Source organism: Variovorax sp. GW458-11-26-14-LB1, assembly GCF_059423965.1.
The window spans coordinates 50,580-73,174 of sequence record NZ_JBWKYW010000026.1 but is presented as its reverse complement, the minus strand read 5'-3'; the positions used below and the strand labels follow the sequence as shown (position 1 = coordinate 73,174).

General features: G+C 67.2%; 21 protein-coding genes and 1 pseudogene. 15 read left to right on the top strand and 7 right to left on the bottom strand.

Annotated features, from left to right (window positions below):
• Window positions 1-30: 30 nt before the first annotated feature.
• The 7 genes from AC07YS_RS18225 to AC07YS_RS18195 form a co-directional block, all read right to left on the bottom strand.
• The gene (locus AC07YS_RS18225) at window positions 31-1,128 is read right to left on the bottom strand and encodes an SMP-30/gluconolactonase/LRE family protein (protein ID WP_495268706.1); all 1,098 of its coding nucleotides are present in this window, start codon (window positions 1,126-1,128) and stop codon (window positions 31-33) included.
• A 49-nt stretch (window positions 1,129-1,177) separates the two neighbouring features.
• Window positions 1,178-2,536: a glucarate dehydratase gene (gene gudD / locus AC07YS_RS18220; RefSeq protein WP_495268705.1), complete on the bottom strand. Its 1,359-nt coding sequence runs from the start codon at window positions 2,534-2,536 to the stop codon at window positions 1,178-1,180.
• A 15-nt stretch (window positions 2,537-2,551) separates the two neighbouring features.
• Window positions 2,552-3,541 (bottom strand): Bug family tripartite tricarboxylate transporter substrate binding protein, encoded by a 990-nt coding sequence (locus tag AC07YS_RS18215; protein WP_495268704.1) that lies wholly within the window; start codon window positions 3,539-3,541, stop codon window positions 2,552-2,554.
• A gap of 14 nt (window positions 3,542-3,555) precedes the next feature.
• Complete coding sequence (locus AC07YS_RS18210) at window positions 3,556-4,014, bottom strand: nuclear transport factor 2 family protein (protein ID WP_095744587.1); 459 nt, start codon at window positions 4,012-4,014, stop codon at window positions 3,556-3,558.
• 52 nt (window positions 4,015-4,066) lie between these two features.
• Window positions 4,067-4,978, bottom strand: a complete 912-nt coding sequence (gene kdgD, locus AC07YS_RS18205) for a 5-dehydro-4-deoxyglucarate dehydratase (RefSeq protein ID WP_062470656.1) — start codon at window positions 4,976-4,978, stop codon at window positions 4,067-4,069.
• Between the two features lie 52 nt (window positions 4,979-5,030).
• Window positions 5,031-6,020 (bottom strand): Bug family tripartite tricarboxylate transporter substrate binding protein, encoded by a 990-nt coding sequence (locus AC07YS_RS18200; RefSeq protein ID WP_495268703.1) that lies wholly within the window; start codon window positions 6,018-6,020, stop codon window positions 5,031-5,033.
• Between the two features lie 123 nt (window positions 6,021-6,143).
• Entirely contained in the window at window positions 6,144-7,004 is an 861-nt protein-coding gene (locus AC07YS_RS18195) for a FadR/GntR family transcriptional regulator (RefSeq protein ID WP_495268702.1), read from the bottom strand.
• Window positions 7,005-7,113: 109 nt separating this feature from the next.
• Between AC07YS_RS18195 and AC07YS_RS18190 the strand changes: the two genes are divergently transcribed.
• The 15 genes and pseudogenes from AC07YS_RS18190 to dnaJ all read left to right on the top strand — a co-directional run bounded on the left by AC07YS_RS18190 (window position 7,114) and on the right by dnaJ (window position 22,527).
• Window positions 7,114-7,938, top strand: a complete 825-nt coding sequence (locus tag AC07YS_RS18190) for an NAD-dependent epimerase/dehydratase family protein (RefSeq protein WP_495268701.1) — start codon at window positions 7,114-7,116, stop codon at window positions 7,936-7,938.
• A gap of 14 nt (window positions 7,939-7,952) precedes the next feature.
• The gene (locus AC07YS_RS18185; RefSeq protein WP_495268700.1) at window positions 7,953-8,843 is read left to right on the top strand and encodes an SMP-30/gluconolactonase/LRE family protein; all 891 of its coding nucleotides are present in this window, start codon (window positions 7,953-7,955) and stop codon (window positions 8,841-8,843) included.
• A 50-nt stretch (window positions 8,844-8,893) separates the two neighbouring features.
• Complete coding sequence (locus tag AC07YS_RS18180; protein WP_095744583.1) at window positions 8,894-9,871, top strand: TRAP transporter substrate-binding protein; 978 nt, start codon at window positions 8,894-8,896, stop codon at window positions 9,869-9,871.
• A 96-nt stretch (window positions 9,872-9,967) separates the two neighbouring features.
• Window positions 9,968-10,456 (top strand): TRAP transporter small permease, encoded by a 489-nt coding sequence (locus AC07YS_RS18175; protein ID WP_062470671.1) that lies wholly within the window; start codon window positions 9,968-9,970, stop codon window positions 10,454-10,456.
• 8 nt (window positions 10,457-10,464) lie between these two features.
• Window positions 10,465-11,760, top strand: coding sequence for a TRAP transporter large permease (locus AC07YS_RS18170; protein WP_070059673.1), 1,296 nt, complete (start codon window positions 10,465-10,467; stop codon window positions 11,758-11,760).
• 22 nt (window positions 11,761-11,782) lie between these two features.
• Complete coding sequence (gene garD / locus AC07YS_RS18165) at window positions 11,783-13,354, top strand: galactarate dehydratase (protein ID WP_495268699.1); 1,572 nt, start codon at window positions 11,783-11,785, stop codon at window positions 13,352-13,354.
• A gap of 26 nt (window positions 13,355-13,380) precedes the next feature.
• A complete protein-coding gene (locus AC07YS_RS18160; protein ID WP_492685122.1) occupies window positions 13,381-14,142 on the top strand; it encodes an SDR family NAD(P)-dependent oxidoreductase in 762 nt (253 codons plus the stop codon).
• A 54-nt stretch (window positions 14,143-14,196) separates the two neighbouring features.
• Entirely contained in the window at window positions 14,197-15,177 is a 981-nt protein-coding gene (locus AC07YS_RS18155; RefSeq protein WP_307694262.1) for a tripartite tricarboxylate transporter substrate binding protein, read from the top strand.
• A 26-nt stretch (window positions 15,178-15,203) separates the two neighbouring features.
• On the top strand, window positions 15,204-16,196 hold the full coding sequence (locus AC07YS_RS18150) for a Bug family tripartite tricarboxylate transporter substrate binding protein (RefSeq protein WP_307585972.1): 993 nt from the start codon (window positions 15,204-15,206) through the stop codon (window positions 16,194-16,196).
• 338 nt (window positions 16,197-16,534) lie between these two features.
• Window positions 16,535-17,380, top strand: coding sequence for an archaetidylserine decarboxylase (gene asd / locus AC07YS_RS18145; protein WP_495268698.1), 846 nt, complete (start codon window positions 16,535-16,537; stop codon window positions 17,378-17,380).
• Window positions 17,381-17,569: 189 nt separating this feature from the next.
• Window positions 17,570-17,872 (top strand): annotated as a pseudogene (locus AC07YS_RS18140) (winged helix-turn-helix transcriptional regulator); the annotation flags it as partial.
• A 213-nt stretch (window positions 17,873-18,085) separates the two neighbouring features.
• Window positions 18,086-18,436, top strand: coding sequence for an FKBP-type peptidyl-prolyl cis-trans isomerase (locus AC07YS_RS18135; protein WP_019655816.1), 351 nt, complete (start codon window positions 18,086-18,088; stop codon window positions 18,434-18,436).
• Between the two features lie 226 nt (window positions 18,437-18,662).
• The gene (grpE, locus tag AC07YS_RS18130) at window positions 18,663-19,235 is read left to right on the top strand and encodes a nucleotide exchange factor GrpE (protein ID WP_082817966.1); all 573 of its coding nucleotides are present in this window, start codon (window positions 18,663-18,665) and stop codon (window positions 19,233-19,235) included.
• Between the two features lie 114 nt (window positions 19,236-19,349).
• Entirely contained in the window at window positions 19,350-21,287 is a 1,938-nt protein-coding gene (dnaK, locus tag AC07YS_RS18125; RefSeq protein ID WP_159272623.1) for a molecular chaperone DnaK, read from the top strand.
• Between the two features lie 103 nt (window positions 21,288-21,390).
• On the top strand, window positions 21,391-22,527 hold the full coding sequence (gene dnaJ, locus AC07YS_RS18120) for a molecular chaperone DnaJ (protein ID WP_062470698.1): 1,137 nt from the start codon (window positions 21,391-21,393) through the stop codon (window positions 22,525-22,527).
• Window positions 22,528-22,595 lie beyond the last annotated feature (68 nt).

Genomic DNA, 22,595 nt, shown 5'->3' with positions numbered 1-22,595 from the left:
TGCGGTGAGGAGGTTGGAAAAGTCCCAAGGCTAGGTGGCGCCTTCGGACTCCACGTAGAGGGCGTACAGCGAATGGCTGGCCGCCATGTAGAGGCGGTTGTTCTTGGGGCCGCCGAACGTCAGGTTGGCACAACGTTCGGGCAGGCGGATGAAACCGATGGGCTTGCCTTGCGCATTGAAGATCTTGACGCCATCGAGGTCTTCGGACTTCGCCTGCGGCTGATAGACCTTCATGCCGTTGCCGGCATCGATGGGTTCGGGAGCGACGGCGCCGTTCCAGCCCCAGCCCATCCAGAGATTGCCGTCGCGGTCGACGCGAAAGCCATCGAGCGCCGCAGCGCCCGTGCCATCGATGAGCTTCACCTTGTTCGACACGCTGCCATCGACCGCCACGTCGTAGCTCCAGAGGCTGCGGTTGGGCGTGCCCTTCCACTCGACAACGTAGAGCTTTTTCTCGTCCGGCGAGAAGGCCAGGCCGTTCGGGTTCACGAGGTCGGTGATCACCGCCGAGAGCTGGCCGTCGGGCGTGAGGCGGTACACGTTGGTCGTCGCCTGCTCGGGCGCGGCCTTCTCGCCTTCCCACGTGCCCGAGATGCCGAAGATCGGATCGGTGAACCACACGGTGTCGTCCGATTTCACGACCACGTCGTTCGGCGAGTTCAGGCGCTTGCCCTGGTAGCGGTCGGCCAGCACGGTCACGCGCCCGTCGGATTCGGTGCGCACCACGCGCCGCGTCACCGAGTGCTCGCAGCTGATGAGGCGGCCCTGCCGGTCACGCGTGTTGCCGTTGCAGTAGCCGGCGTTCGCCTTGTGGACCTTGAACTCGCCGGTCTTCTCCTCGTAGCGCATCAGACGGTTGTTCGGGATGTCGCTGCACACGAGATAACCCTCGCGCGGCAGGTACACCGGGCCCTCGGCCCAGCGCATGCCGGTGCCGACCTGCTCGAGCGTGCTGCTGTAGATGCGGTACTTCGCAAAGCTGGGGTCGAGGATCAGCACCGACGGATCGGGATACCGCTGCTGCGGCTTGTAGGGAAACGACTGGGCGCCCGCGACGGCGGCCACGGCGCCGAGTGCCGAGCCGGCAGCCGCTTGCAGCAGGCGACGGCGATCCATGTGCTTGTTCATTCAGGCTCCTTGGATGTTTCAGCCGTCAGCGCACGAAGGCACCGGGCGCTCAGCGGACCATGCAGGGGCGCTTGTTGTCGAAGGTCCAGTTCGGAATGAGGAACTGCATCGCCTGCGCGTCATTGCGCGCGCCGAGGCCATGTTTCAGGTACAGCTGGTGCGCCTTCTCGACCTCGGCCATGTCGAGCTCGATGCCCAGGCCGCCGCGCGTGGGCACCTGCACGAGGCCGCCCTCGATCTGCAGCGGCGCCTTCGTGAGGCGCTGGCCGTCCTGCCAGATCCAGTGCGTGTCGATGGCCGTGACCTTGCCGGGCGCGGCGGCGGCCACGTGCGTGAACATCGCGAGCGACACGTCGAAGTGGTTGTTCGAATGCGAGCCCCAGGTCAGGCCCCAGGCCTGGCACAGCTGCGCCACGCGCACCGAGCCCTGCATCGTCCAGAAGTGCGGGTCGGCCAGCGGAATGTCGACCGACTGCAGCGACAGGCTGTGCACCATCTCGCGCCAGTCGGTGGCGACCATGTTGGTGGCGGTGGGCAGGCCCGTGGCGCGGCGGAACTCGGCCATCACCTCGCGGCCCGAGAACACGCCCTCGGCGCCGCACGGGTCTTCGGCATAGGCCATCACGCCGTGCAGGTCGCGGCACAGGCGGATGGCGTCGGCCAGCAGCCAGCCGCCGTTCGGGTCGAGCGTGACGCGCGCCTGCGGAAAGCGCTCGTGCAGCGCGCGGATCGCCTCGACTTCTTCCTCGCCGCGCAGCACGCCGCCCTTGAGCTTGAAGTCGGTGAAACCGTAGCGCGCGTGCGTGGCCTCGGCCAGGCGCACGATGGCCTCAGGCGTCATCGCTTCTTCGTGGCGCAGGCGGAACCAGTCGTTGTCGGCGCCGGGGTCGGTCTCGTACGGCAGGTCGGTCTTGGTGCGGTCGCCCACGTAGAAGAGGTAGCCGAGCATCTGCACCGCATCGCGCTGCTGGCCTTCGCCGAGCAGCGCGGCCACGGGCACGCCCAGGTGCTGGCCCAGCAGGTCGAGCAGCGCGGCTTCGGCGGCCGTCACGGCATGGATGGTCACGCGCAGGTCGAAGGTCTGCAGGCCGCGCCCGCCGCTGTCGCGCGCGGCAAAGGCGCTGCGCATGCGGTTGAGCACGGCGTTGTGGTTGCCGATGGGCTGGCCCACGATGAGGTCGCGCGCGTCTTCGAGCGTCTGGCGGATCTTCTCGCCGCCCGGCACTTCGCCCACGCCGGTGTGGCCGGCGCTGTCGGTGAGGATCAGCAGGTTGCGCGTGAAGAACGGGCCGTGCGCGCCGCTGAGGTTCATCAGCATGCTGTCGTGGCCGGCCACGGGCACGACGCGCATGGCGGTGACGACGGGCGCGCCCGACACGACATGGGAAACGGATTCAGGACTTGTCATCTTCGGGCTGTGGCCTCAATCGGCAGTGATGTGGCGGGTGTCGATCAATGTCTTCCATCGCGCCCACTCGCGCAACTGGAAGGCGGTGAAGTCCTCGGGCGTGCTGGCGACGATTTCCAGGCCCTGGTCGAGCATGCGTTTCTTGGTCTCGGGGTCCTGCATGGCGGCGATGACCGCGTCGCTCAGCTTCTTCTTCGTGGCGGGCGGCAGGCCCTTGGGCGCAGCCATGCCTTGCCACGAATAGACCTCGGCGCCCTTCACGCCGGCCTCGGCGAGTGTGGGCACGTCGGGCAGCACGGGCGAGCGCTTGTCACCGGTGACGGCCAGCGCGCGCAGCTTGCCGGCGCGGATGTGCGGCAGCACGGCGTTCACGTTCTGGAACGAGAAGTCGACCTGGTTGCCCAGCAGGTCGTTCACCGCTGGCGCGCCGCCCTTGTAGGGCACGTGCACGCCTTCGGTCTTCGATTGCTGCCAGAAGAGCTCAGCCGACAGGTGGTCGGACGAGCCGTTGCCCGAGCTCGCGAACGAGACCTTGCCGGGCGTCTTGCGCAACAGCGCGAGCACGTCGGCCACGGTGTGTTCGGGCCGCGCGACATTGGCGACGAGCACGTTGGGCGCCTGCACGGGCACGCTGATGTAGTCGAAGTCCTTGGTGGCGTCGTAGGGCACGCCTTTTTGCAGGTGCGGCGTGACGACGAAGGCGCCCAGCGACGACACCAGCAGCGTGTAGCCGTCGGGCAGTGCGCGCTTCACGAAGCCGGTGCCGATGGTGCCGGTGGCACCGGGCCGGTTGTCGACCACGAAACTGCCGCCGAGCTTGGCCTGCAGCTGCTGCGCCAGCGTGCGCGCCACCATGTCGGTGGAGCCGCCGGCGGGGAACGGCACGATGATCGTCACGGGCTTCTGCTGCGGCCATGCATCGGCCTGCGCCGAGGCGTGCAGCGGCGACAGCAGCGCGGTGGCGGCGAGCGCGAAGCCCGTCGCCAGGAATTGCGTTCTCTTCATGCGCGGTGGTCCGATCAGGAAGGAAGGCGAACGGCCTGGCGCGCGAGCAGCTTCCACTCGCCGCCCTGCTTCTGCCAGACGCCGAGGATCTTCAGCGCGACCTTGCCGGGCTTGCCCGAGTCGTTGGTGTCGGCCGTGAGCGTGTGGCGCACGATGGCGGTGTTTCCGTCGACCACCTTGATGGTCTGGTCGGTGATCGCGATGGTCACGAAGTCGGACTTGCGGTCGAGCAGGTCGCTGATGAAGCTGGCCTGCGTGTCGACCTTGCCGCCCGAATGGCCGTAGCTCAGGTCGTCGGACACCAGCGCGCGCAGCGCGGCGGGCGTCGGGTCGACCATGGCGACGCGCAGCCGCTCGGCGGCCGCCGCAACTGCGGGTTCGGCCGCTGCGCCGCTGCTGCTGCCACCGCTGGCGGCACAACCCGCGAACACGGCGGTCGCTGCGGCGGCGAGCAGGAATTTTCTGATGAGCATGTCGTTGTCTCCTGTTTGTTTTGTGGTGCGGTCGACTGCGATCAGTGCCGGCTTACTGCGGGCCGAGCGTGTCGATGAGCGCTTTCAGTGCGTCCATCTCGTCGGGCTTCAGGTCGGTCAGCGGCGCGCGCACGGGGCCGGCGTCGTGGCCGACGAGCTTGGCGCCCGCCTTCACGATGCTCACGGCGTAGCCGGGCACGCGGTTGCGCAGTTCCAGGTAGGGCATGAAGAAGTTCTTCAGCAGGCGGTGCTGCGTGGCCATGTCGTCGTTGGCGACTGCGTGATAGAAATCCATCGCCGTCTTCGGAATGAAGTTGAAGACCGCCGACGAGTACACGGGCGTGCCCATCGCCTTGTAGGCCGCGGCATAGACCTCGGCGGTCGGCAGGCCGCCCAGGTAGGCGAAGCGGTCGCCCATCTTCTGGAAGATCGCGACCATCGCCTCGATGTCGCCCACGCCGTCCTTGAAGCCGACGAGGTTCGGGTTGCGCTCGGCCAGGCGGGCCAGCGTGTCGGGCTTGAGGCGGCTCGAAGCGCGGTTGTAGACGATCACGCCGAACTTCACGCTCTTGCACACGGCCTCGACGTGCGCGGCCAGGCCTTCCTGGCCGGCTTCGGTGAGGTAGTGCGGCAGCAGCAGGATGCCGTGCGCGCCGGCCTTCTCTGCCGCTTGCGCGCACTGGATGGCGAAGCGCGTCGGGCCGCCGGCGCCGGCAATGATCGGCACCACGCCGCGGCAGGTGTCGACCGCGGTCTGGATGATGCCGGGGTACTCGTCACCCGTCAGCGAGAAGAACTCGCCCGTGCCGCCCGCGGCGAACAGCGCGCTCGCGCCGTAGGGTGCCAGCCATTCGAGGCGCTCGATGTAGCCCTTCTTGTTGAAGTCGCCGTTGCTGTCGAAGTCGGTCAGCGGGAACGAGAGCAGGCCGGAGCCCATGATGGTCTTGAGTTCTTGCGGGTTCATCGGAAATCGTCCAGTGAAAAATGAAAAAGGGAAATGAGGAAGAAGGGATCGCTCAATCGAGCTTGAGATTGGCCTGCTGGATCACCTGCGCCCAGCGCGCGCGCTCCTTGGCGAAGAACTGGTCCTGCTCGGGCGCGGTCATGGTCACGACCTCGGCGCCCTGCCCCGCCAGCCGCGCCCGGATGTCGGGCGTGCGGATGATGCGGACCAGTTCCTTGTTGAGCCGGGCGATCACCGCGTCAGGGGTGCCGCGCGCCGCGACCACGCCCTGCCATGTGCCCGACTCGTAGCCGGGAACGCCCTGCTCCGCGATGGTCGGCACGCTGCCGATCAGCGGCATGCGCGTCGATTTCGAAACAGCAATGAGCTTGAGCTTGCCGCTTTGCACATGCGGATAGGTGGCCAGCATGCCGTTCATGAGCACCTGCGTCTGGCCCGCGACGGTGTCGAGCACGGCCTGCACGCCGCCCTTGTAGGGCACGTACTCCCACTTGGCGCCGCTCTTGCGCTGCAGCTCGACGCCGGCCAGGTGCGCGGTGCTGCCGCTGGCGGTGACGGCGAAGTTGAGGTCGCTCTTCTTCGACAGCTCGACCAGTTCCTTCAGCGTGTTGGCCTGCACCGACGGGTGCACCACCAGCAGATGCGGCGAGTAGGCCAGCATGGCCACGCTGCGCAGGTCCTTCGACGGATCGAACGGCAGCTTGGGGTACAGCGACGGGCTGATGGCCAGCGCGCCGAGGTCGCACAGCATGAGCGTGTGGCCGTCGGCCGACGCCTTGGCCAGCATGTCGGCGCCGAGGTTGCCGTTGGCGCCCGCGCGGTTCTCGATGACCACGGGCTGGCCCAGCGCTTCGGACAGCGGCTGGCCGATGGCGCGCGCAATGATGTCCGACGAGCCGCCCGGCGGGTACGGCACGATGAGACGGATGGGCTTGGAAGGCCAGGTGCCGCCCGCCCCTTGCGCGAACGCGTGCAAGGGCAGGCTGGCGGCCAGTGTGGTGGCGAGGGCGGCGCCGAGCGCGCCGCGTCGGTTGACGGTCATGGGGGCTGTCTCCTGAGGTTCGATGCAGGCATGCGGGGCCGTGATGGCGCCACATGTTATCAGTCATCGTACAACTAGAAAATCAGCTTGTCCAGACTTGAGCCCCGAAAACCCGGGGCGAACTCAGCGCGAAGGGGTGTTGTCGGACGAGGCGGCGCCGTGGCCGGCCGCCTCCGCCCTGGCTTTCTGTTGTTGCGCGGCTTCCTGCGCCATGCGCAGCCGCTCGCGGCTGTTGGTCAGGTGGATGCGCATCGCGGCGCGTGCCGACTCGGGGTCGCGGCGCGCGATGGCCGCGTAGATTTCCTCGTGCTCGCGGTTCACGCGGCTCAGGTAGCTGCCGTCCTGCACGCGAATCGCGCTGATGCGCGTACGCGGGATGATCGTCGTGCCCAGGTGCCGCATGATGTCGGCGAAGTAGGGGTTGCCGGTCGACTGCGCGATCTCCAGGTGGAAGGCGAAGTCGGGCGCCACGGTGTCGCCGCCCACCTTGACGTTCTGCTCGAACGCGTCGAGCGCCTGGCGCATCGCCACCAGCTGCTCGTCGGTGCGCCGGCTCGCGGCCAGCCCGGCGGATTCGGTCTCCAGGCTGATGCGCAGCTCGAGCACGGCGAGCACGTCGACCGAGGTCGCGATCTCGCCGGGATCGAGCCGGAACACGCCGCCCATGCCACCCGGACGCGGCTGCAGCACGAAGGTGCCCACGCCGTGCAGCGTCTCGACCAACCCGCCCGCCTGCAGCTTGGACAGCGCCTCGCGCACCACGGTGCGGCTCACGCCGTAGGCCTGCATGATGGCCGACTCGGTCGGCAGCTTGTCGCCGGGGCGCAGCGACTGGCTGCGGATCTTCTCGCCCAGGTCTTCCACCAGCCCGTTCGCCAGGCCGCGCGCGCGCTGGCGCGGCCGCCCCACGAAAGCGGCGTTGCCCGCCGGGTTGTCAGCGGTCGTTATCTGAACTTCGGGATTACCCGCAGTCGTTGAGGCCATGACGACGATCATAATCCCCTCACAGTTGTACGACAACAGATAACTTATCACCTAAAAACGGTGACGACGTTGTCCACCTCCTCTGCTTCCCCTCACACATCCCGAAGACATGTCGACGCCTGAAGCCCCCTCCCCCCAGCTCGGCCGCCTGCTGCTGACCGGCGCCGCCGGCGGCCTGGGCCGCGTGCTGCGCGAACGGCTCGCGCCTTTTGCGAACGTGATCCGCCTTTCCGATATCGCCGACATCGCGCCGGCCACGGGCACGCATGAAGAAGTCGTGCCCTGCGACCTGTCCGACAAGGCCGCGGTCGACGCGCTGGTGGCCGGCTGCGACGCCATCGCCCATTTCGGCGGCGTGTCGGTGGAGCGCCCGTTCGAAGAAGTGCTCGAAGCCAACATCAAGGGCGTGTTCAACCTGTACGAAGCCGCGCGCCGCCACGGCGTGAAGCGCGTGGTGTTCGCCAGCTCGAACCACGTGATCGGCTTCTACAAGCAGGACGAGCACATCGACGCGCACGCCGCGCGCCGGCCCGACGGCTACTACGGCCTGTCGAAGTCCTTCGGCGAAGACATGGCGCAGTTCTACTTCGACCGCTGGGGCATCGAGACCGTGAGCATCCGCATCGGTTCGTCGTTCCCCGAGCCGCTCAACCGCCGCATGATGAGCACGTGGCTCAGCTACCGCGACCTCACGGCGCTGATCCAGAAGTCGCTCTTCACGCCCGGCGTGAAGCACACGGTGGTCTACGGCATGTCGGCCAACCGCGACCTGTGGTGGGACAACGCCGCCGCCGCGCACCTGGGCTTCATGCCACAGGACAGCTCCGAGGTGTTCCGCGACAAGGTCGAGGCGCAGCCGAAGGTGGCGCCCACCGACCCGAACGCCATCTACCAGGGCGGCGCCTTCACCGCGCAAGGCCCGTTCGGCGACTGAACGCGCCTCACCACATGCAAGCCGAACTCGTTCTCGACGCGCGCAACGGCACGGGCGAAAGCCCGGTGTGGCTGGCCGCGCAGCAGGCGCTGTACTGGGTCGACATTCCCGCGCGCACGCTGAACCGCTGGCACGCCACCGAAGGCCATGCGCAGTGGCGCGCCGACGAAATGATCGCCTGCATCGCGCCGCGCGCCGACCGGCCCGGCGAATGGATCGCCGGCATGGAAAGCGGCCTGTTCTCGCTGCGCGAGCGCACCGACGGCACGCTCGCGGCCACGCCGCTCGCCCCGGTGGCGCACGCCGCGCCGGGCATGCGCTTCAACGACGGCCGCTGCGACCGGCAGGGCCGCTTCTGGGCCGGCACGATGCTGCTCGAGATGGCCGCCGGCGCACGCGTCGGCCGCCTGTACAGCTACGGCGCCGGCGACGAGAGCGCAGCCCTGAAGCTGAACGACCTGATCGTGCCCAACGGCCTGGCCTTCAGCCCCGACGGCCGCACGATGTACCTGTCGGACTCGCACCCGAGCGTGCAGGCCGTCTGGGCCTTCGACTACGACACCGACACCGGCACGCCGAGCAACCGCCGTCTCTTCGTCGACATGAATCCCCTGCCTGGCCGCCCCGACGGCGCGGCGATGGACGTCGACGGCTGCTACTGGATCTGCGGCAACGACGCCGGCCTGGTGCACCGCTTCACGCCCGACGGCCGGCTCGACCGTTCGCTCGCCGTGCCGGTGAAGAAGCCCGCCATGTGCGCCTTCGGCGGCCCGACGCTCGACACGCTGTTCGTCACCTCGATCCGCCCCGGCGGCATCGACCTGTCGGACCAGCCGCTGGCCGGCGGCGTGTTCGCGCTGCGCCCCGGCGTGGCGGGCGTGCCCGAGCCGGCCTTCGGCGGCTGACCCCTTTCTTTTTCCTTTCATTCACGACAACCACCAAGAGGACGAGACAAATGAAGCTCTACAAGACACTCATCGCACTTGCTGCCGGCGCGGCGGCCGCGTTGACCACGCTGGCTGCCAGCGCCACCGAGTTCCGCTCGGCCGACATCCACCCCGACGACTACCCCACCGTGACCGCCGTGAAGTTCATGAGCGAACGGCTCAAGGCGCTGTCCGGGGGCAAGCACAGCATCAAGGTCTTCAACAACAGCGCGCTCGGCAACGAGAAGGACACGATCGAGCAGACCAAGATCGGCGCGCTGCAGATGGTGCGCGTGAACATCGCGCCCATGAACAACATCTGCCCCGAGACGCAGGTGCCGACCATGCCCTTCCTGTTCCGTTCGGTGGAGCACCTGCACAAGGTGCTCGACGGCCCGGTCGGCGAAGAAATCCTGAAGTCGTGCGAGAAGCAGGGCTTCGTGGGCCTGGCCTACTACGACAGCGGCGCGCGCTCGATGTTCACGGCCAAGAAGCCGGTGCGCAACTTCGCCGACATGAAGGGCCTGAAGGTCCGCGTGCAGCAGTCCGACCTGTGGGTGTCGATGCTCGAGGCCATGGGCGCCAACGCCACGCCGATGCCGATGGGCGAGGTCTACACGGGCCTGAAGACCGGCCTCATCGACGCCGCCGAAAACAACTACCCCACCTACGAAAGCGCGCGCGCCTTCGAGGTCGCCAAGTACTACAGCAAGACCGAGCACTCGATGGCGCCCGAGATGCTGCTGTTCTCCAAGCGCGCGTGGGACAAGCTCTCCGCCGAAGAGCAAGGCTGGCTGCGCCAGGCCGCCAAGGAATCGGTGCCCTACATGCGCAAGCAGTGGCAGGAGCGTGAAGTGAAGTCGCTGGCCACGGTGAAGGCCGGCGGCGCCGAGATCATCGACGTCGACAAGGCCCCGTTCCAGGCCGCGATGAAGCCGGTGTACGACAAGTTCATCACGGACGCGAAGCTCAAGGACCTCGTGAAGCGCGTCCAGGACACGAAGTAAACAGGGCTCGCCCCCAGGCTTCGCGCACTTCGTGACCCTGCGCCCCTGCCGGGGGCCACGAAGGGGCGGAGCCTCTCCATTTTTCGCGCTGGAAATATGTACACCAAACTTTGCCGCACGCTCGCCCGTGCCTGCATGTGGTTGGGCATCCTCGGTCTCGTCGCGGTGATCTGCGCCGTGAGCTGGCAGGTGTTCGGCCGCTACGTGCTCAACAACACCCCCACCTGGGCCGAGAGCCTCGCGCTGCTGCTGGTGCTCTACGTGACCATGCTGGGCGTGGCCGTGGGCGTGCGCGATGCGGGCCACATCGGACTTGAATCGTTCCTCGTGCTCGCGCCCGACTGGCTGCGCCTGAAGATGGAATACCTCATCCACGCGCTGATCCTGCTGTTCGGCCTGGCCATGGCCTGGAACTGCGCCTCGCTCGCCGAATCGGTGTGGGACTACCGCTTGCCCACGCTGTGGATTTCCGAAGGCTGGAAGTACGTGCCCGCCGCCGTGTCCGGCGTCCTCATCGTGATGTTCTCGATCGAACACATCATCGCCTTGGCCCAAGGCCGCGAAGTCGAACCCGCCTGGGGCTGAACCTCATCATGACGACCCCTCTTCTCATTCTCTGCCTCTCGTTCACGCTGTTCCTGCTGCTCGGCGTGCCGGTGGCGTTCTCGATCGGCCTGTCGGCCCTGGCCACGCTGCTGTACGAAGGCCTGCCGCTCGCGGTGGGCTTCCAGCAGATGACCTCGGGCATGGGCATCTTCTCGTTCCTGGCCATTCCCTTCTTCATCTTCGCTGGCGAGCTGATGCTCTACGGCGGCATCGCGGACCGCATCGTCAACTTCGCGCGCAACCTCGTGGGCCACGTGCGCGGCGGCCTCGGCATGTCGAACGTGGTGGCCTGCACCCTGTTCGGCGGCGTCTCGGGCTCGCCCGTGGCGGACGTCTCGGCCATGGGCGCCGTGATGATCCCGATGATGAAGAAGGAGGGCTACCACGCCGACTACGCGGTCAATGTGACGACGCACGCGGCCCTGGTCGGCGCGCTGATGCCCACCAGCCACAACCTCATCATCTATTCGCTCGCAGCGGGCGGCAAGGTGTCGATCGCGGCGCTGATCCTGGCGGCGCTGCTGCCGGCGGCGGTGCTCACGCTGAGCAACCTCGCGGCGGCGTACCTCGTGGCCGTGAAGCGCGGCTACCCGGCCGGCAGCTTCCCGGGCTGGGCCATCGTGGCGCGCTCGTTCGCAGCGGCGCTGCCGGGCCTGTTCATCGTGGTGCTGATCCTCGGCGGCATTTTGTCGGGCATCTTCACGGCGACCGAATCGGCGGCGGTGGCGGTGCTCTATGCGCTGGCGCTCACGATCTTCGTGTATCGCACGCTGAAGTGGGAGCACTTCATCAAGGCGGCTTCGAAGGCCGTGCGCACCACGGGCGTGATCCTGCTGCTCATCGGCATCTCGAGCACCTTCGGCTACCTCATCAGCCTGTACGGCGTGGCCGAGCTCACGGGCCAGATGCTGTCGCAGGTGACGACCACGCCGTGGATGATCTTCCTGCTCATCAACATCATCCTGTTCGTGCTGGGCACCTTCCTGGACATGGCCGCGACCATCCTGCTGTGCACGCCGATCTTCCTGCCCATTGCACAGCAGTACGGCATGACCTCGGTGCAGTTCGGCGTGGTGATGCTCATCAACTGTGCGCTCGGGCTGAACACGCCACCCGTGGGCACCACCCAGTTCGTCGGCTGCGCCATCGGCGGGGTGTCGGTGGGCACGGTGATGCGCACGATCTGGCCCTTCTACGGCGCGCTGATCTTCGCGCTCGGCGTGGTCACCTTCGTGCCGGCGTTTTCCACCTGGCTGCCGAGCCTGTTCATGGTGGTGAAGTAAAGAAAAGAGAAAGGGCCTCCCGATGGCCGATGCGAACACCCGACCGCCGCTGTACATCCGCATCCACGCGGCCGACAACGTCGCCATCGTCGCGAACGACGGCGGCCTGAAGGCCGGCACGGCCTTCGACGACGGCCTGGTGCTGGTCGACACCGTGCCCCAGGGCCACAAGGTGGCGCTCGTCGACCTGGCCGAAGGCGACGCCATCCGCCGCTACAACGTGGTGATCGGCTACGCGCTCAAGGCGCTGCCGCGCGGCAGCTGGGTGCACGAGCGCGTGATGCGCATGCCGGTCGCGCCCGAGCTCGACGGCCTGCCCATCGCCACGGTCAAGCCCCCTGCCCTGCCGCCGCTCGACGGCTACACCTTCGAGGGCTACCGCAACGCCGACGGCTCGGTGGGCACGCGCAACATCCTCGCGATCACGCAGACCGTGCAGTGTGTGGCGGGCGTGACCGAGTTTGCCGTGCAGCGCATCAAGGCCGAGCTGCTGCCGAAATACCCGAATGTCGATGACGTGGTGGCGCTCGAGCACAGCTACGGCTGCGGCGTGGCCATCGACGCGCCCGACGCCATCGTGCCGATCCGCACCCTGCGCAACATCAGCCTCAACCCCAACTTCGGCGGCGAGGTGATGGTCGTGAGCCTGGGCTGCGAGAAGCTGCAGCCCGAGCGGCTGCTGCCGCCCGGCACCATCCCCATCGCCGACCAGCGCGGTGCGCCCGCCGACGACCTCGACGTGGTCTGCCTGCAGGACGACGCGCACGTCGGCTTCATGTCGATGATCGATTCGGTGATGCGCCAGGCCGAGACGCACCTCGCGCGCCTCAACAAACGCCGGCGCGAGACCGTGCCCGCGAGCGAGCTCGTCGTGGGCGTGCAGTGCGGCGGCAGCGACGCCTTCTCGGGCGTCACCGCCAACCCGGCCGTGGGCTTCTGCACCGACCTCCTGGTGCGCGCCGGCGCCACCGTGATGTTTTCGGAAGTCACCGAGGTGCGCGACGGCATCGACCAGCTCACCTCGCGCGCATCCACGCCCGAGGTGGCCGACGCCATGATCCGCGAGATGGCCTGGTACGACGCCTACCTCGACAAGGGCCGCGTCGACCGCAGCGCCAACACCACGCCGGGCAACAAGAAGGGCGGGCTGTCGAACATCGTCGAGAAGGCGATGGGCTCGATCGTGAAGTCGGGCTCGGCGCCGATCACCGGCGTGCTCGCGCCCGGCGAGAAGCTGGCGCACAAGGGCCTCATCTACGCCGCCACGCCGGCCAGCGACTTCATCTGCGGCACGTTGCAGCTGGCGGCCGGCATGAACCTGCACGTGTTCACCACCGGCCGCGGCACGCCCTACGGGCTGGCCGAGGTGCCGGTGATCAAGGTCGCCACGCGCAGCGACCTCGCGCGCCGCTGGCACGACCTGATGGACGTGAACGCGGGCCGCATCGCCGACGGCGAGGCCAGCATCGAAGACATCGGCTGGGAGATGTTCCGTCTGATGCTCGACGTGGCCAGCGGCCGCAAGAAGACCTGGGCCGAGCACTGGAAGCTGCACAACGCGCTGGTGCTGTTCAACCCGGCACCGGTCACCTGATCGAACCACCCTCACGGAGCACAGCCATGGAAGACCTCAAGGACAAGACCGCCCTCGTCACCGGCGCCAGCACGGGCATCGGCGCCGCGGTGGCCATCGCGTTTGCCGCGCGCGGCATGCGCGTGGCCGTGCACTACAACAGCTCGGCCGATGCGGCGGCCCGCGTGGTCGACACCATCCGCGCCGCCGGCGGCACGGCCTTCGCACTGCAGGCCGACGTGCGCGACACGGCCGCGATCCGCGCCTGCGTGCAGGAAACGACGGCGCAGTTCGGCCGCATCGACGTGCTGGTGAACAACGCCGGCAGCCTGGTCAAACGCATGCCCATCGCCGAGTTCGACGATGCGCTGTTCGACGAAGTGATGCACATCAACGCGCGCTCCGTGCTGGCCTTCTGCCGCGAAGCCGTGCCGCAGATGCGCAAGCAAGGCGGCGGCGCCATCATCAACGTGACCTCGGTGGCCGCGCGCACCGGCGGCGGCCCCGGCGCCTACCTGTACGCGGGCGCCAAGGGCTTCGTGAGCACCGCGACGCATGGCCTGGCACGGGAACTCGTGGGCGACCGCATCCGCGTGAACGCGGTGGCGCCGGGCGTGATCCAGACGCCGTTCCAGGACCGCTTCTCGACGCCCGCGATGCTCGAGACCTTCAGGACCGGCATCCCGATGGGGCGCCTGGGCACGGCCGACGAGTGCGTGGGCGCGTTCCTGTACCTCGCGTCCGAACAGCTCTCGGGCTACGTGACGGGGCAGGTGCTCGAGGTGAACGGCGGGCAGTACATGCCCTGAGCCTGCGCCCTCCCCTGCGCCACACAACAGATCAACAACGGAGACAGAGACACCATGCAAAGAAGCCAGTTCGTCCGCGGCCTTGCCGCCCTTTCGGCCACCGCCGCCCTCTCGCTCGGCCTGGCCGCGCCCGCCGCGGCGCAAGCCAACGACTTCCCGAACCGCACCATCGAGCTGCTCGTGCCCTACCAGCCCGGCGGCGGCACCGACGGCCTGGCGCGCGCGTTTTCCGAAGCCAGCCGCAAGCACATCTCGCAGAGCATCGTGATCGTCAACCGTCCCGGCGCGGGCGGCGCCATCGGCTGGACCGAGGTGATCAACGCCAAGCCCGACGGCTACAAGCTCGCCGTGCTCACGGTGGAGCTGCTCACGCTGCCGCACCTGGGCCTGGCCAAGTTCAACTACGACGACTTCCAGCCCATTGCGCAGCTCAACGCCGACCCGGCCGCGATCACCGTGAAGGCCGATGCGCCGTGGAACACCATCGAAGAATTCCTCGCCGCCGCGAAGAAGTCGCCCGAGGGCATCCGCGTGGGCAACTCGGGCAACGGCTCGATCTGGCACCTGGCCGCCGCCGCGCTCGAAGACAAGACCGGCACCAAGTTCGGCCACATCCCGTTCCAGGGCGCCGCGCCCGCCGTGCTGGCGCTGCTGGGCGGCCACATCGAAGCGGTGGCCGTGAGCCCCGCCGAAGTCACGACGCACGTGCAGGGCGGCAAGCTCAAGGTGCTGATGGTGATGGCCGACAAGCGCGTGAAGGGCTTCGAGAAGATCCCGACCGCCAAGGAGCGCGGCATCGACCTGTCGATCGGCACATGGCGCGGCCTGGGCGCACCGAAGAACACGCCGCCCGAAGTGATGGCCAAGCTGCGCGAGATCACCGCCAAGACCGCCGCCGAGCCGCTGATGCACGAGGTGATGGACAAGCAGAACCTGGGCTACGTCTACACCGACGGCGCGGTGTTCAAGGAAACGCTGGCCAAGGACAACGCCTACTTCAAGGCGCTGATCACCAAGCTGAACATCAAGCCGTGAACGCGACACGACAAGGAGACACAGCCATGCAACGTCGCACACTCATCCAGTCCGCCCTCGCCGCCTCGCTGGCGGCAGCCCTGCCCGCCTTCGCGCAGGGCGGCAACACCTGGCCCACGGGCAAGGCCATCACCTACCTCGTGCCCTTCCCCGCGGGCGGCACCACCGACGTGCTGGGCCGCCTCATCGGGCAGAAGCTCGGCACCGTGCTGGGCACGAGCGTGATCATCGACAACAAGGGCGGCGCCGGCGGCAGTGTCGGCTCGGAGATCGGCGCGCGCGCCGCGCCCGACGGCTTCACACTGGTGGGCGGCACGATCAGCTCGCACGCCATCAACGTGAGCCTGTACCCCAAGCTGGGCTACGACCCGCAGAAGTCGTTCGCGCCCGTGACGCTGATCGGCACTAACCCGGTCGTGCTGGTGGTGAACCAGGCCAGCCCGTACAAGACGTTGAAGGACGTGATCGCCGCGAGCAAGGCCAAGGCCGGTGGCCTCTCGTCGGCCTCGGCGGGCACGGGCACCTCGCAGCACCTGGCGCTGGAACTGCTGGGCTACAAGTCGGGCGTGAAGTTCACGCACATCCCGTACAAGGGCAGCGGCCCCGCGATCCAGGACGTGATCGGCGGACAGGTCGACATGATGTTCGACACCACCGTGGTCGCCGGCCCGCACATCCAGAGCGGCAAGCTGCGCGCCATCGCCGTGACCTCGGCCAAGCGCCTGGCCTCGATGCCCGACGTGCCGACGGTCGCCGAATCGGGCATCGAGGGGCTCAAGGATTTCGAGGTGGTGTCGTGGCAGGCGATCTTCGTGCCCGCGGGCACGCCAGCGCCCGTCGTCGACCGCCTGCACACCGAGATCCGCAAGATCCTCGCGACGCCCGAGATGCAGGACAAGCTCAAGGGCTTCGGCATGGAGCCCGCCGACCTCACGACCGCGCAGATCGCTTCTTTCCAGAAGACGGAAGTGGAGAAGTGGGCGCAGGTGATCAAGGCCGCAGGCATCAAGGCCGACTGACCTACCCGAATCCGGCAGCCACCACACCCCCCACAAGCGCCCGGTGGGCGGTGTGGTGTGGGCGGCCCCTCTGTGCCGCCGAGGCGCGCAGCGTTTCGCGGATCAGGGCTCGCAGCTGTTTGAGCGAAGCGAGTTCTGCGAGACCCCGCGAAACGCGAGCACCGCAGGGCAGCCGCGAAGCGGCCGGCACAGTGGGGCCGCCCGCGCCGCACCGCCCACCGGGCGCGCATCCACACAGGTAAAGAACAAGCAAGCAACCAAGGGAAGCTTCCTACGTCCCCAAGGAGAAGCGCTTTATAGAATGCCCGTCCGATTCCGCATTCCAGGCCTTTCACAACGTGTCCGATCGCTCCGCAGTTCTGCCCCAATACCTGTTCCCCAAGCAGGCCCTGACCAATTTCGCCGGCTGGGTCGCAGGCAAGGAACGAGGCGCGGTCACCACCTGGATCATTCGCCGCTTCGTTGCCAAGTACAACGTCGACATGGGCGAGGCGCTCGAGTCCGACATCCATCACTACAAGAGCTTCAACCAGTTCTTCACGCGCGCCCTCAAGCCCGGCATGCGCCCGCTCGCGCAGGCCGACCTCGTGTGCCCCGTGGACGGCGCCATCAGCCAGTTCGGTGCCATCGAGGGCGACCAGATCTTCCAGGCCAAGGGCCACAACTACACGACCACCGCGCTGGTCGGCGGCGACGCGGCGCTGGCCGCCAAGTTCGCGCACGGCAGCTTCGCCACGCTGTACCTGAGCCCCAAGGACTACCACCGCATCCACATGCCCTGCGACGGGCGGCTGGTGCGCATGATTCACGTGCCCGGCGACCTGTTCTCGGTCAACCCGACCACCGCGCGCGGCGTGCCCGGCCTGTTCGCGCGCAACGAGCGCGTGGTGTGCGTCTTCGAATCGGCCCACGGCCCCTTCGTGCTCGTGCTCGTGGGCGCCACCATCGTCGGCAGCATGGCCACCGTGTGGCACGGCGTGGTCAACCCGCCACGCGTGGGCGAGCTGCGCGAGTGGCACTACAACGACCAGCAGATCGACATCAAGAAGGGCGACGAGATGGGCCGGTTCTTGCTGGGCTCCACCGTCGTCATGCTGTTCCCGGCGCCTGCGCTGGCCTTCAACCCGGACTGGTCGCCCACCCGCGCGATCCGCCTGGGCGAAGCCATGGCCAACTACGTCTGATTTGTGAAGCTTTGTCTCGAAACCCGCATGCTGCATGCCTGCACAGCTATAAAACCAGTAGCATCCTGATCCTTCGCGCTATAGTCGTCGGCCAGCCAGACGGTCCATGACGACCAATCACAAACAAGAGTGCGCCGCCCCGGCCTGCCCCCGGCCGACGGTCCGCCCAGCTTCGAGGAGATGATGTCGATGAGTACCAAGGAAAACGCAGCCATCAGCCAGTTGCTCGCCCTGCTCGAAGCCCGCTATGCGCTGCGTGTGCTGTGGGCCCTGCGCGACGGCCACGCCCAGACCTTCCGGCTGCTGCAGGACAGCGTCGGCGGCATCACTCCCAACACCCTCAACACCCGCATCAAGGAGCTGCGCGAAGCCGGCGTCGTGAGCCACGGCAGCGACGGCTACTGCCTCACGCTCAGCGGACAAGACCTGCTCAAGCGCCTGTCCGACCTGCAGGCCTTCGCCGCCAAATGGCAGCTCGGGCAGAGCAAGAAGGCCGCGGGGCCGGCCGCCGCGCAGCCCGCATCGGCCGAGGCATCCTCGCCCGCGGCACCCGCTGCGCCGGCGCCTTCCGCCCCCGACACAGCACCTCCCGCAGCCACGCCGCCCGGCTCCGACAGCCAGGGCTGAAGCGGGGTCCTCGCGGGCCTCGGTAAACTCCGCGCCTCCGATTCCTCTCCCATTTCATCGACGCAAGGAGCGTTTCCCATGCCCACCACCCCCTCCGGCCTGCAATACGAAGACACCGAAGTCGGCACCGGCGCCGAAGCCAAGGCTGGCCACCACGTGCACGTGCACTACACGGGCTGGCTCTACAACGACGGCGTGCAAGGCGCCAAGTTCGACTCCAGCCGCGACCGCAACGACCCCTTCGCGTTCTCGCTGGGCGCCGGCCAGGTCATCAAGGGCTGGGACGAAGGCGTCGCCGGCATGAAGATCGGCGGCAAGCGCACGCTGATCATCCCCGCCTCGCTGGGCTACGGTGCCCGCGGCGCCGGTGGCGTGATCCCCCCGAACGCCACCCTGAAGTTCGACGTCGAGCTCCTCGACGCACACTGATCAGGCTCGCCCCCAGGCTGCGCGGCACTTCGTGTCCGCTTCGCCAACCCCCTACCGGGGGCGGCACCTGCGGCCCGGCGAAGCCGGTTCCGCGGTGTCTCTCGCGAAAGCCACTTCGCACCCCTCTTGCGGCCGCTTTGGCCGCATTTTTACGCTTGAAAAGCCCTAGAGCAGCCCCAAGTGGCTGGCTGTGTTTGTTTTCCGGCGCACGCCGGTTCTTTGAAAAATGTCTGACCCGCAACAATCCGCACAGAATTCTCAAATGCTGCAAGGCGAGCCCAGTCCCGAAGAACTGGAGGCCGCGCAAGCCGCCAACGAAGCCGAGGCGCTCGACGCCCTGGCCGTGGCGCAAGGCGAACTGGCTGCCCTTCAGACCAAGAATGCCGAGCTGGCCGACCAGTACCTGCGCGCCCAAGCCGACGTGCAGAACGCCCGCCGCCGCGCCGACGACGAGATCACCAAGGCCCGCAAGTTCGCGGTCGAAGCCTTTGCCGAGAGCCTGCTGCCGGTGACCGACAGCCTCGAAGCCGGCCTGGCCGTCAAGGACGCCACGCCCGAGCAGATCCGCGAAGGCGCCGAAGCCACGCTGCGCCAGCTCAAGAGCGCACTCGAACGCAACAAGGTGATCGAAGTGGCCCCCGCTGCCGGCGACAAGTTCGACCCGCACCTGCACCAGGCCATCTCGATGGTGCCCGCCGACCAGGACGCCAACACCGTGGTGGGCCTGCTGCAAAAGGGCTACACGATCAACGAGCGCGTGCTGCGCCCGGCGCTGGTCACCGTGGCCGCCCCGAAGTAAATCGGCACTGCCCCACAAGATTCCCACAGGAAATCCCCGCGTCGTCCCTTGAATCGCACCGGGTTATCCACAAGTTCATAACAACATATTTTTCCGAATTTCAGGAGTAAGAACATGGCAAAGATCATCGGCATCGACCTCGGCACCACCAACTCGTGCGTGTCGATCATGGAAGGCAACACCACGCGTGTGATCGAGAACTCGGAAGGTGCGCGCACCACGCCGTCGATCGTCGCGTACCAGGAAGACGGTGAAGTCTTGGTCGGTGCCTCGGCCAAGCGCCAGGCCGTCACCAACCCCAAGAACACGCTGTACGCGATCAAGCGCCTGATCGGCCGCAAGTTCGAGGAAAAGGAAGTCCAGAAGGACATCGACCTGATGCCCTACACCATCGCCAAGGCCGACAACGGCGACGCATGGGTGGAAGTGCGCGGCAAGAAGATGGCCCCGCAGCAGGTCAGCGCCGACATCCTGCGCAAGATGAAGAAGACCGCCGAAGACTATCTCGGCGAAGCCGTGACCGAAGCCGTGATCACGGTGCCGGCCTACTTCAACGACGCACAGCGCCAGGCCACCAAGGACGCCGGCCGCATCGCGGGCCTGGACGTCAAGCGCATCATCAACGAACCCACCGCTGCAGCCCTGGCCTTCGGCCTGGACAAGCAGGACAAGGCCGACCGCAAGATCGCCGTGTATGACCTGGGCGGCGGTACCTTCGACGTGTCGATCATCGAGATCGCCGACGTCGACGGCGAGAAGCAGTTCGAAGTGCTGTCGACCAACGGCGACACCTTCCTGGGCGGCGAAGACTTCGACCAGCGCATCATCGACTACATCATCGGCGAGTTCAAAAAGGAACAGGGCGTCGACCTGAGCAAGGACGTGCTGGCCCTGCAGCGCCTGAAGGAAGCCGCTGAAAAGGCCAAGATCGAGCTGTCGAACAGCGCGCAGACCGACATCAACCTGCCGTACATCACGGCCGATGCCACCGGTCCGAAGCACCTGAACATCAAGCTCACCCGCGCCAAGCTGGAAAGCCTGGTCGACGAGCTGGTCGAGCGCACCATCGCGCCCTGCCGCCTGGCCATCAAGGACGCCGGCATCAGCGTGAGCGACATCAACGACGTGATCCTGGTCGGCGGCATGACCCGCATGCCCAAGGTGCAGGAAAAGGTGAAGGCCTTCTTCGGCAAGGAACCGCGCAAGGACGTGAACCCCGACGAAGCCGTGGCTGTCGGCGCCGCCATCCAGGGCCAGGTGCTCTCGGGCGACCGCAAGGACGTGCTGCTGCTGGACGTGACCCCGCTGTCGCTGGGCATCGAGACCATGGGTGGCGTGATGACCAAGATGATCACGAAGAACACCACGATCCCGACGAAGTTCGCGCAGACCTTCTCGACCGCCGAGGACAACCAGCCGGCCGTGACCATCAAGGTGTTCCAGGGCGAGCGCGAGATCGCCTCGGGCAACAAGCTGCTGGGCGAGTTCAACCTGGAAGGCATTCCGCCGGCATCGCGCGGCACGCCGCAGATCGAGGTGAGCTTCGACATCGACGCCAACGGCATCCTGCACGTCGGCGCCAAGGACAAGGGCACCGGCAAGGAAAACAAGATCACCATCAAGGCGAACTCGGGCTTGAGCGAAGACGAGATTCAGAAGATGGTCAAGGACGCCGAGCTCAACGCCGACGAAGACAAGAAGAAGCTCGAGATCGTGCAGGCGCGCAACCAGGGCGAAGCCATGGTGCACAGCGTGAAGAAGTCGCTCGGCGAGCATGGCGCCAGCCTCGAAGCCGCCGAGAAGGACGCGATCGAAGCCGCGATCAAGGACCTGGAAGAAGCCCTCAAGGGTGAAGACAAGGCCGTGATCGAGGAAAAGACCAACACGCTGATGACCGCGAGCCAGAAGCTCGGCGAAAAGATGTATGCCGAATCGCAGGCCGCGGCCAACGCCTCGGCCGCCAGCGGCCCGGCAGGCGCGGAAGCTTCCGCCAGCGCGCAGGCCGACGACAACGTGGTCGACGCCGAAGTCAAGGAAGTGAAGAAGGGCTGATCCCCTGCCCTTCAAACAAGGCTGGAACACCTGAACAGGTGCTCCAGCCTTTCTCGCTTCCAGTTCCCCGACGAGTTCCTGCCGCCCGACCGAATCTGCTGCCATGGCCACCAAACGCGACTACTACGAAACCCTCGGCGTTCCCAAGAACGCGAGCGAGGAAGAAATCAAGAAGGCTTATCGCAAGCTTGCGATGAAGCACCACCCCGACCGCAACCACGGCGACACCAGCAAGGACGCCGAGGCCAAGTTCAAGGAGGTGAAGGAAGCGTACGAAATGCTGTCGGACGGCCAGAAGCGCGCGGCCTACGACCAGTACGGCCATGCCGGCGTCGACCCCAACATGCGCGGCGGTCCCGGCGCGGAAGGCTTCGGCGGCTTCGCGGAGGCCTTCGGCGACATCTTCGGCGACGTGTTCGGCGGCGGCCGCGGCCGCACCAGCGGCGGGCGCCAGGTGTTCCGCGGCAGCGACCTGAGCTACGCGATGGAAGTCACGCTCGAGGAAGCCGCCGACGGCAAGGACGCGCAGATCCGCATCCCGAGCTGGGACGACTGCGGCACCTGCCACGGCTCCGGCGCCAAGCCCGGCACCAAGCCCATCACCTGCACCACCTGCCACGGCGCGGGCGCCGTACAGATGCGCCAGGGCTTCTTCAGCGTGCAGCAGACCTGCCCGACCTGCCACGGCAGCGGCAAGATCGTTCCCGAGCCCTGCACCGTGTGCCATGGCCAGGGCAAGATCAAGAACAACAAGACCCTCGAGGTGAAGATCCCGGCCGGCATCGACGACGGCATGCGCATCCGCAGCACCGGCAACGGCGAGCCCGGCACCAACGGCGGGCCGCCCGGCGACCTGTACATCGAGATCCGCCTCAAGAAGCACGACCTGTTCGAGCGCGACGGCGACGACCTGCACTGCGTGGTGCCCGTGAGCGTCACCACCGCGGCGCTCGGCGGCGAGATCAACGTGCCCACGCTCAAGGGCGCGGCCGCCATCGACATTCCCGACGGCACCCAGAGCGGCAAGCAGTTCCGCCTGCGTGGCAAGGGCATCAAGGGCGTGCGTTCGAGCTACCCGGGCGACCTGTACTGCCACGTGCGCGTGGAAACGCCTGTGAAGCTCACCGAGCACCAGCGCAAGCTGCTCAAGGAGCTCGACGAATCGCTCAAGAAGGGTGGCGAGAAGCACAGCCCGACCGACAAGGGCTGGTTCGACAAGGCCAAGGAATTCTTCAGCTGATGATGCTGACGCGCTGACGGCCTTCGTCAGCGCCGGGCCGACGCCCTGTCGGCCCGAAGCGTGCCCTC

What these genes read in the sequence shown, in the direction of transcription:
- AC07YS_RS18225 (WP_495268706.1), bottom strand. Translation starts at nt 1,128, where the DNA reads ATGAACAAGCACATGGATCGCCGTCGCCTGCTGCAAGCGGCTGCCGGC.
- gudD (WP_495268705.1), bottom strand. Translation starts at nt 2,536, where the DNA reads ATGACAAGTCCTGAATCCGTTTCCCATGTCGTGTCGGGCGCGCCCGTC.
- AC07YS_RS18215 (WP_495268704.1), bottom strand. Translation starts at nt 3,541, where the DNA reads ATGAAGAGAACGCAATTCCTGGCGACGGGCTTCGCGCTCGCCGCCACC.
- AC07YS_RS18210 (WP_095744587.1), bottom strand. Translation starts at nt 4,014, where the DNA reads ATGCTCATCAGAAAATTCCTGCTCGCCGCCGCAGCGACCGCCGTGTTC.
- kdgD (WP_062470656.1), bottom strand. Translation starts at nt 4,978, where the DNA reads ATGAACCCGCAAGAACTCAAGACCATCATGGGCTCCGGCCTGCTCTCG.
- AC07YS_RS18200 (WP_495268703.1), bottom strand. Translation starts at nt 6,020, where the DNA reads ATGACCGTCAACCGACGCGGCGCGCTCGGCGCCGCCCTCGCCACCACA.
- AC07YS_RS18195 (WP_495268702.1), bottom strand. Translation starts at nt 7,004, where the DNA reads ATGGCCTCAACGACTGCGGGTAATCCCGAAGTTCAGATAACGACCGCT.
- AC07YS_RS18190 (WP_495268701.1), top strand. Translation starts at nt 7,114, where the DNA reads ATGTCGACGCCTGAAGCCCCCTCCCCCCAGCTCGGCCGCCTGCTGCTG.
- AC07YS_RS18185 (WP_495268700.1), top strand. Translation starts at nt 7,953, where the DNA reads ATGCAAGCCGAACTCGTTCTCGACGCGCGCAACGGCACGGGCGAAAGC.
- AC07YS_RS18180 (WP_095744583.1), top strand. Translation starts at nt 8,894, where the DNA reads ATGAAGCTCTACAAGACACTCATCGCACTTGCTGCCGGCGCGGCGGCC.
- AC07YS_RS18175 (WP_062470671.1), top strand. Translation starts at nt 9,968, where the DNA reads ATGTACACCAAACTTTGCCGCACGCTCGCCCGTGCCTGCATGTGGTTG.
- AC07YS_RS18170 (WP_070059673.1), top strand. Translation starts at nt 10,465, where the DNA reads ATGACGACCCCTCTTCTCATTCTCTGCCTCTCGTTCACGCTGTTCCTG.
- garD (WP_495268699.1), top strand. Translation starts at nt 11,783, where the DNA reads ATGGCCGATGCGAACACCCGACCGCCGCTGTACATCCGCATCCACGCG.
- AC07YS_RS18160 (WP_492685122.1), top strand. Translation starts at nt 13,381, where the DNA reads ATGGAAGACCTCAAGGACAAGACCGCCCTCGTCACCGGCGCCAGCACG.
- AC07YS_RS18155 (WP_307694262.1), top strand. Translation starts at nt 14,197, where the DNA reads ATGCAAAGAAGCCAGTTCGTCCGCGGCCTTGCCGCCCTTTCGGCCACC.
- AC07YS_RS18150 (WP_307585972.1), top strand. Translation starts at nt 15,204, where the DNA reads ATGCAACGTCGCACACTCATCCAGTCCGCCCTCGCCGCCTCGCTGGCG.
- AC07YS_RS18135 (WP_019655816.1), top strand. Translation starts at nt 18,086, where the DNA reads ATGCCCACCACCCCCTCCGGCCTGCAATACGAAGACACCGAAGTCGGC.
- grpE (WP_082817966.1), top strand. Translation starts at nt 18,663, where the DNA reads ATGTCTGACCCGCAACAATCCGCACAGAATTCTCAAATGCTGCAAGGC.
- dnaK (WP_159272623.1), top strand. Translation starts at nt 19,350, where the DNA reads ATGGCAAAGATCATCGGCATCGACCTCGGCACCACCAACTCGTGCGTG.
- dnaJ (WP_062470698.1), top strand. Translation starts at nt 21,391, where the DNA reads ATGGCCACCAAACGCGACTACTACGAAACCCTCGGCGTTCCCAAGAAC.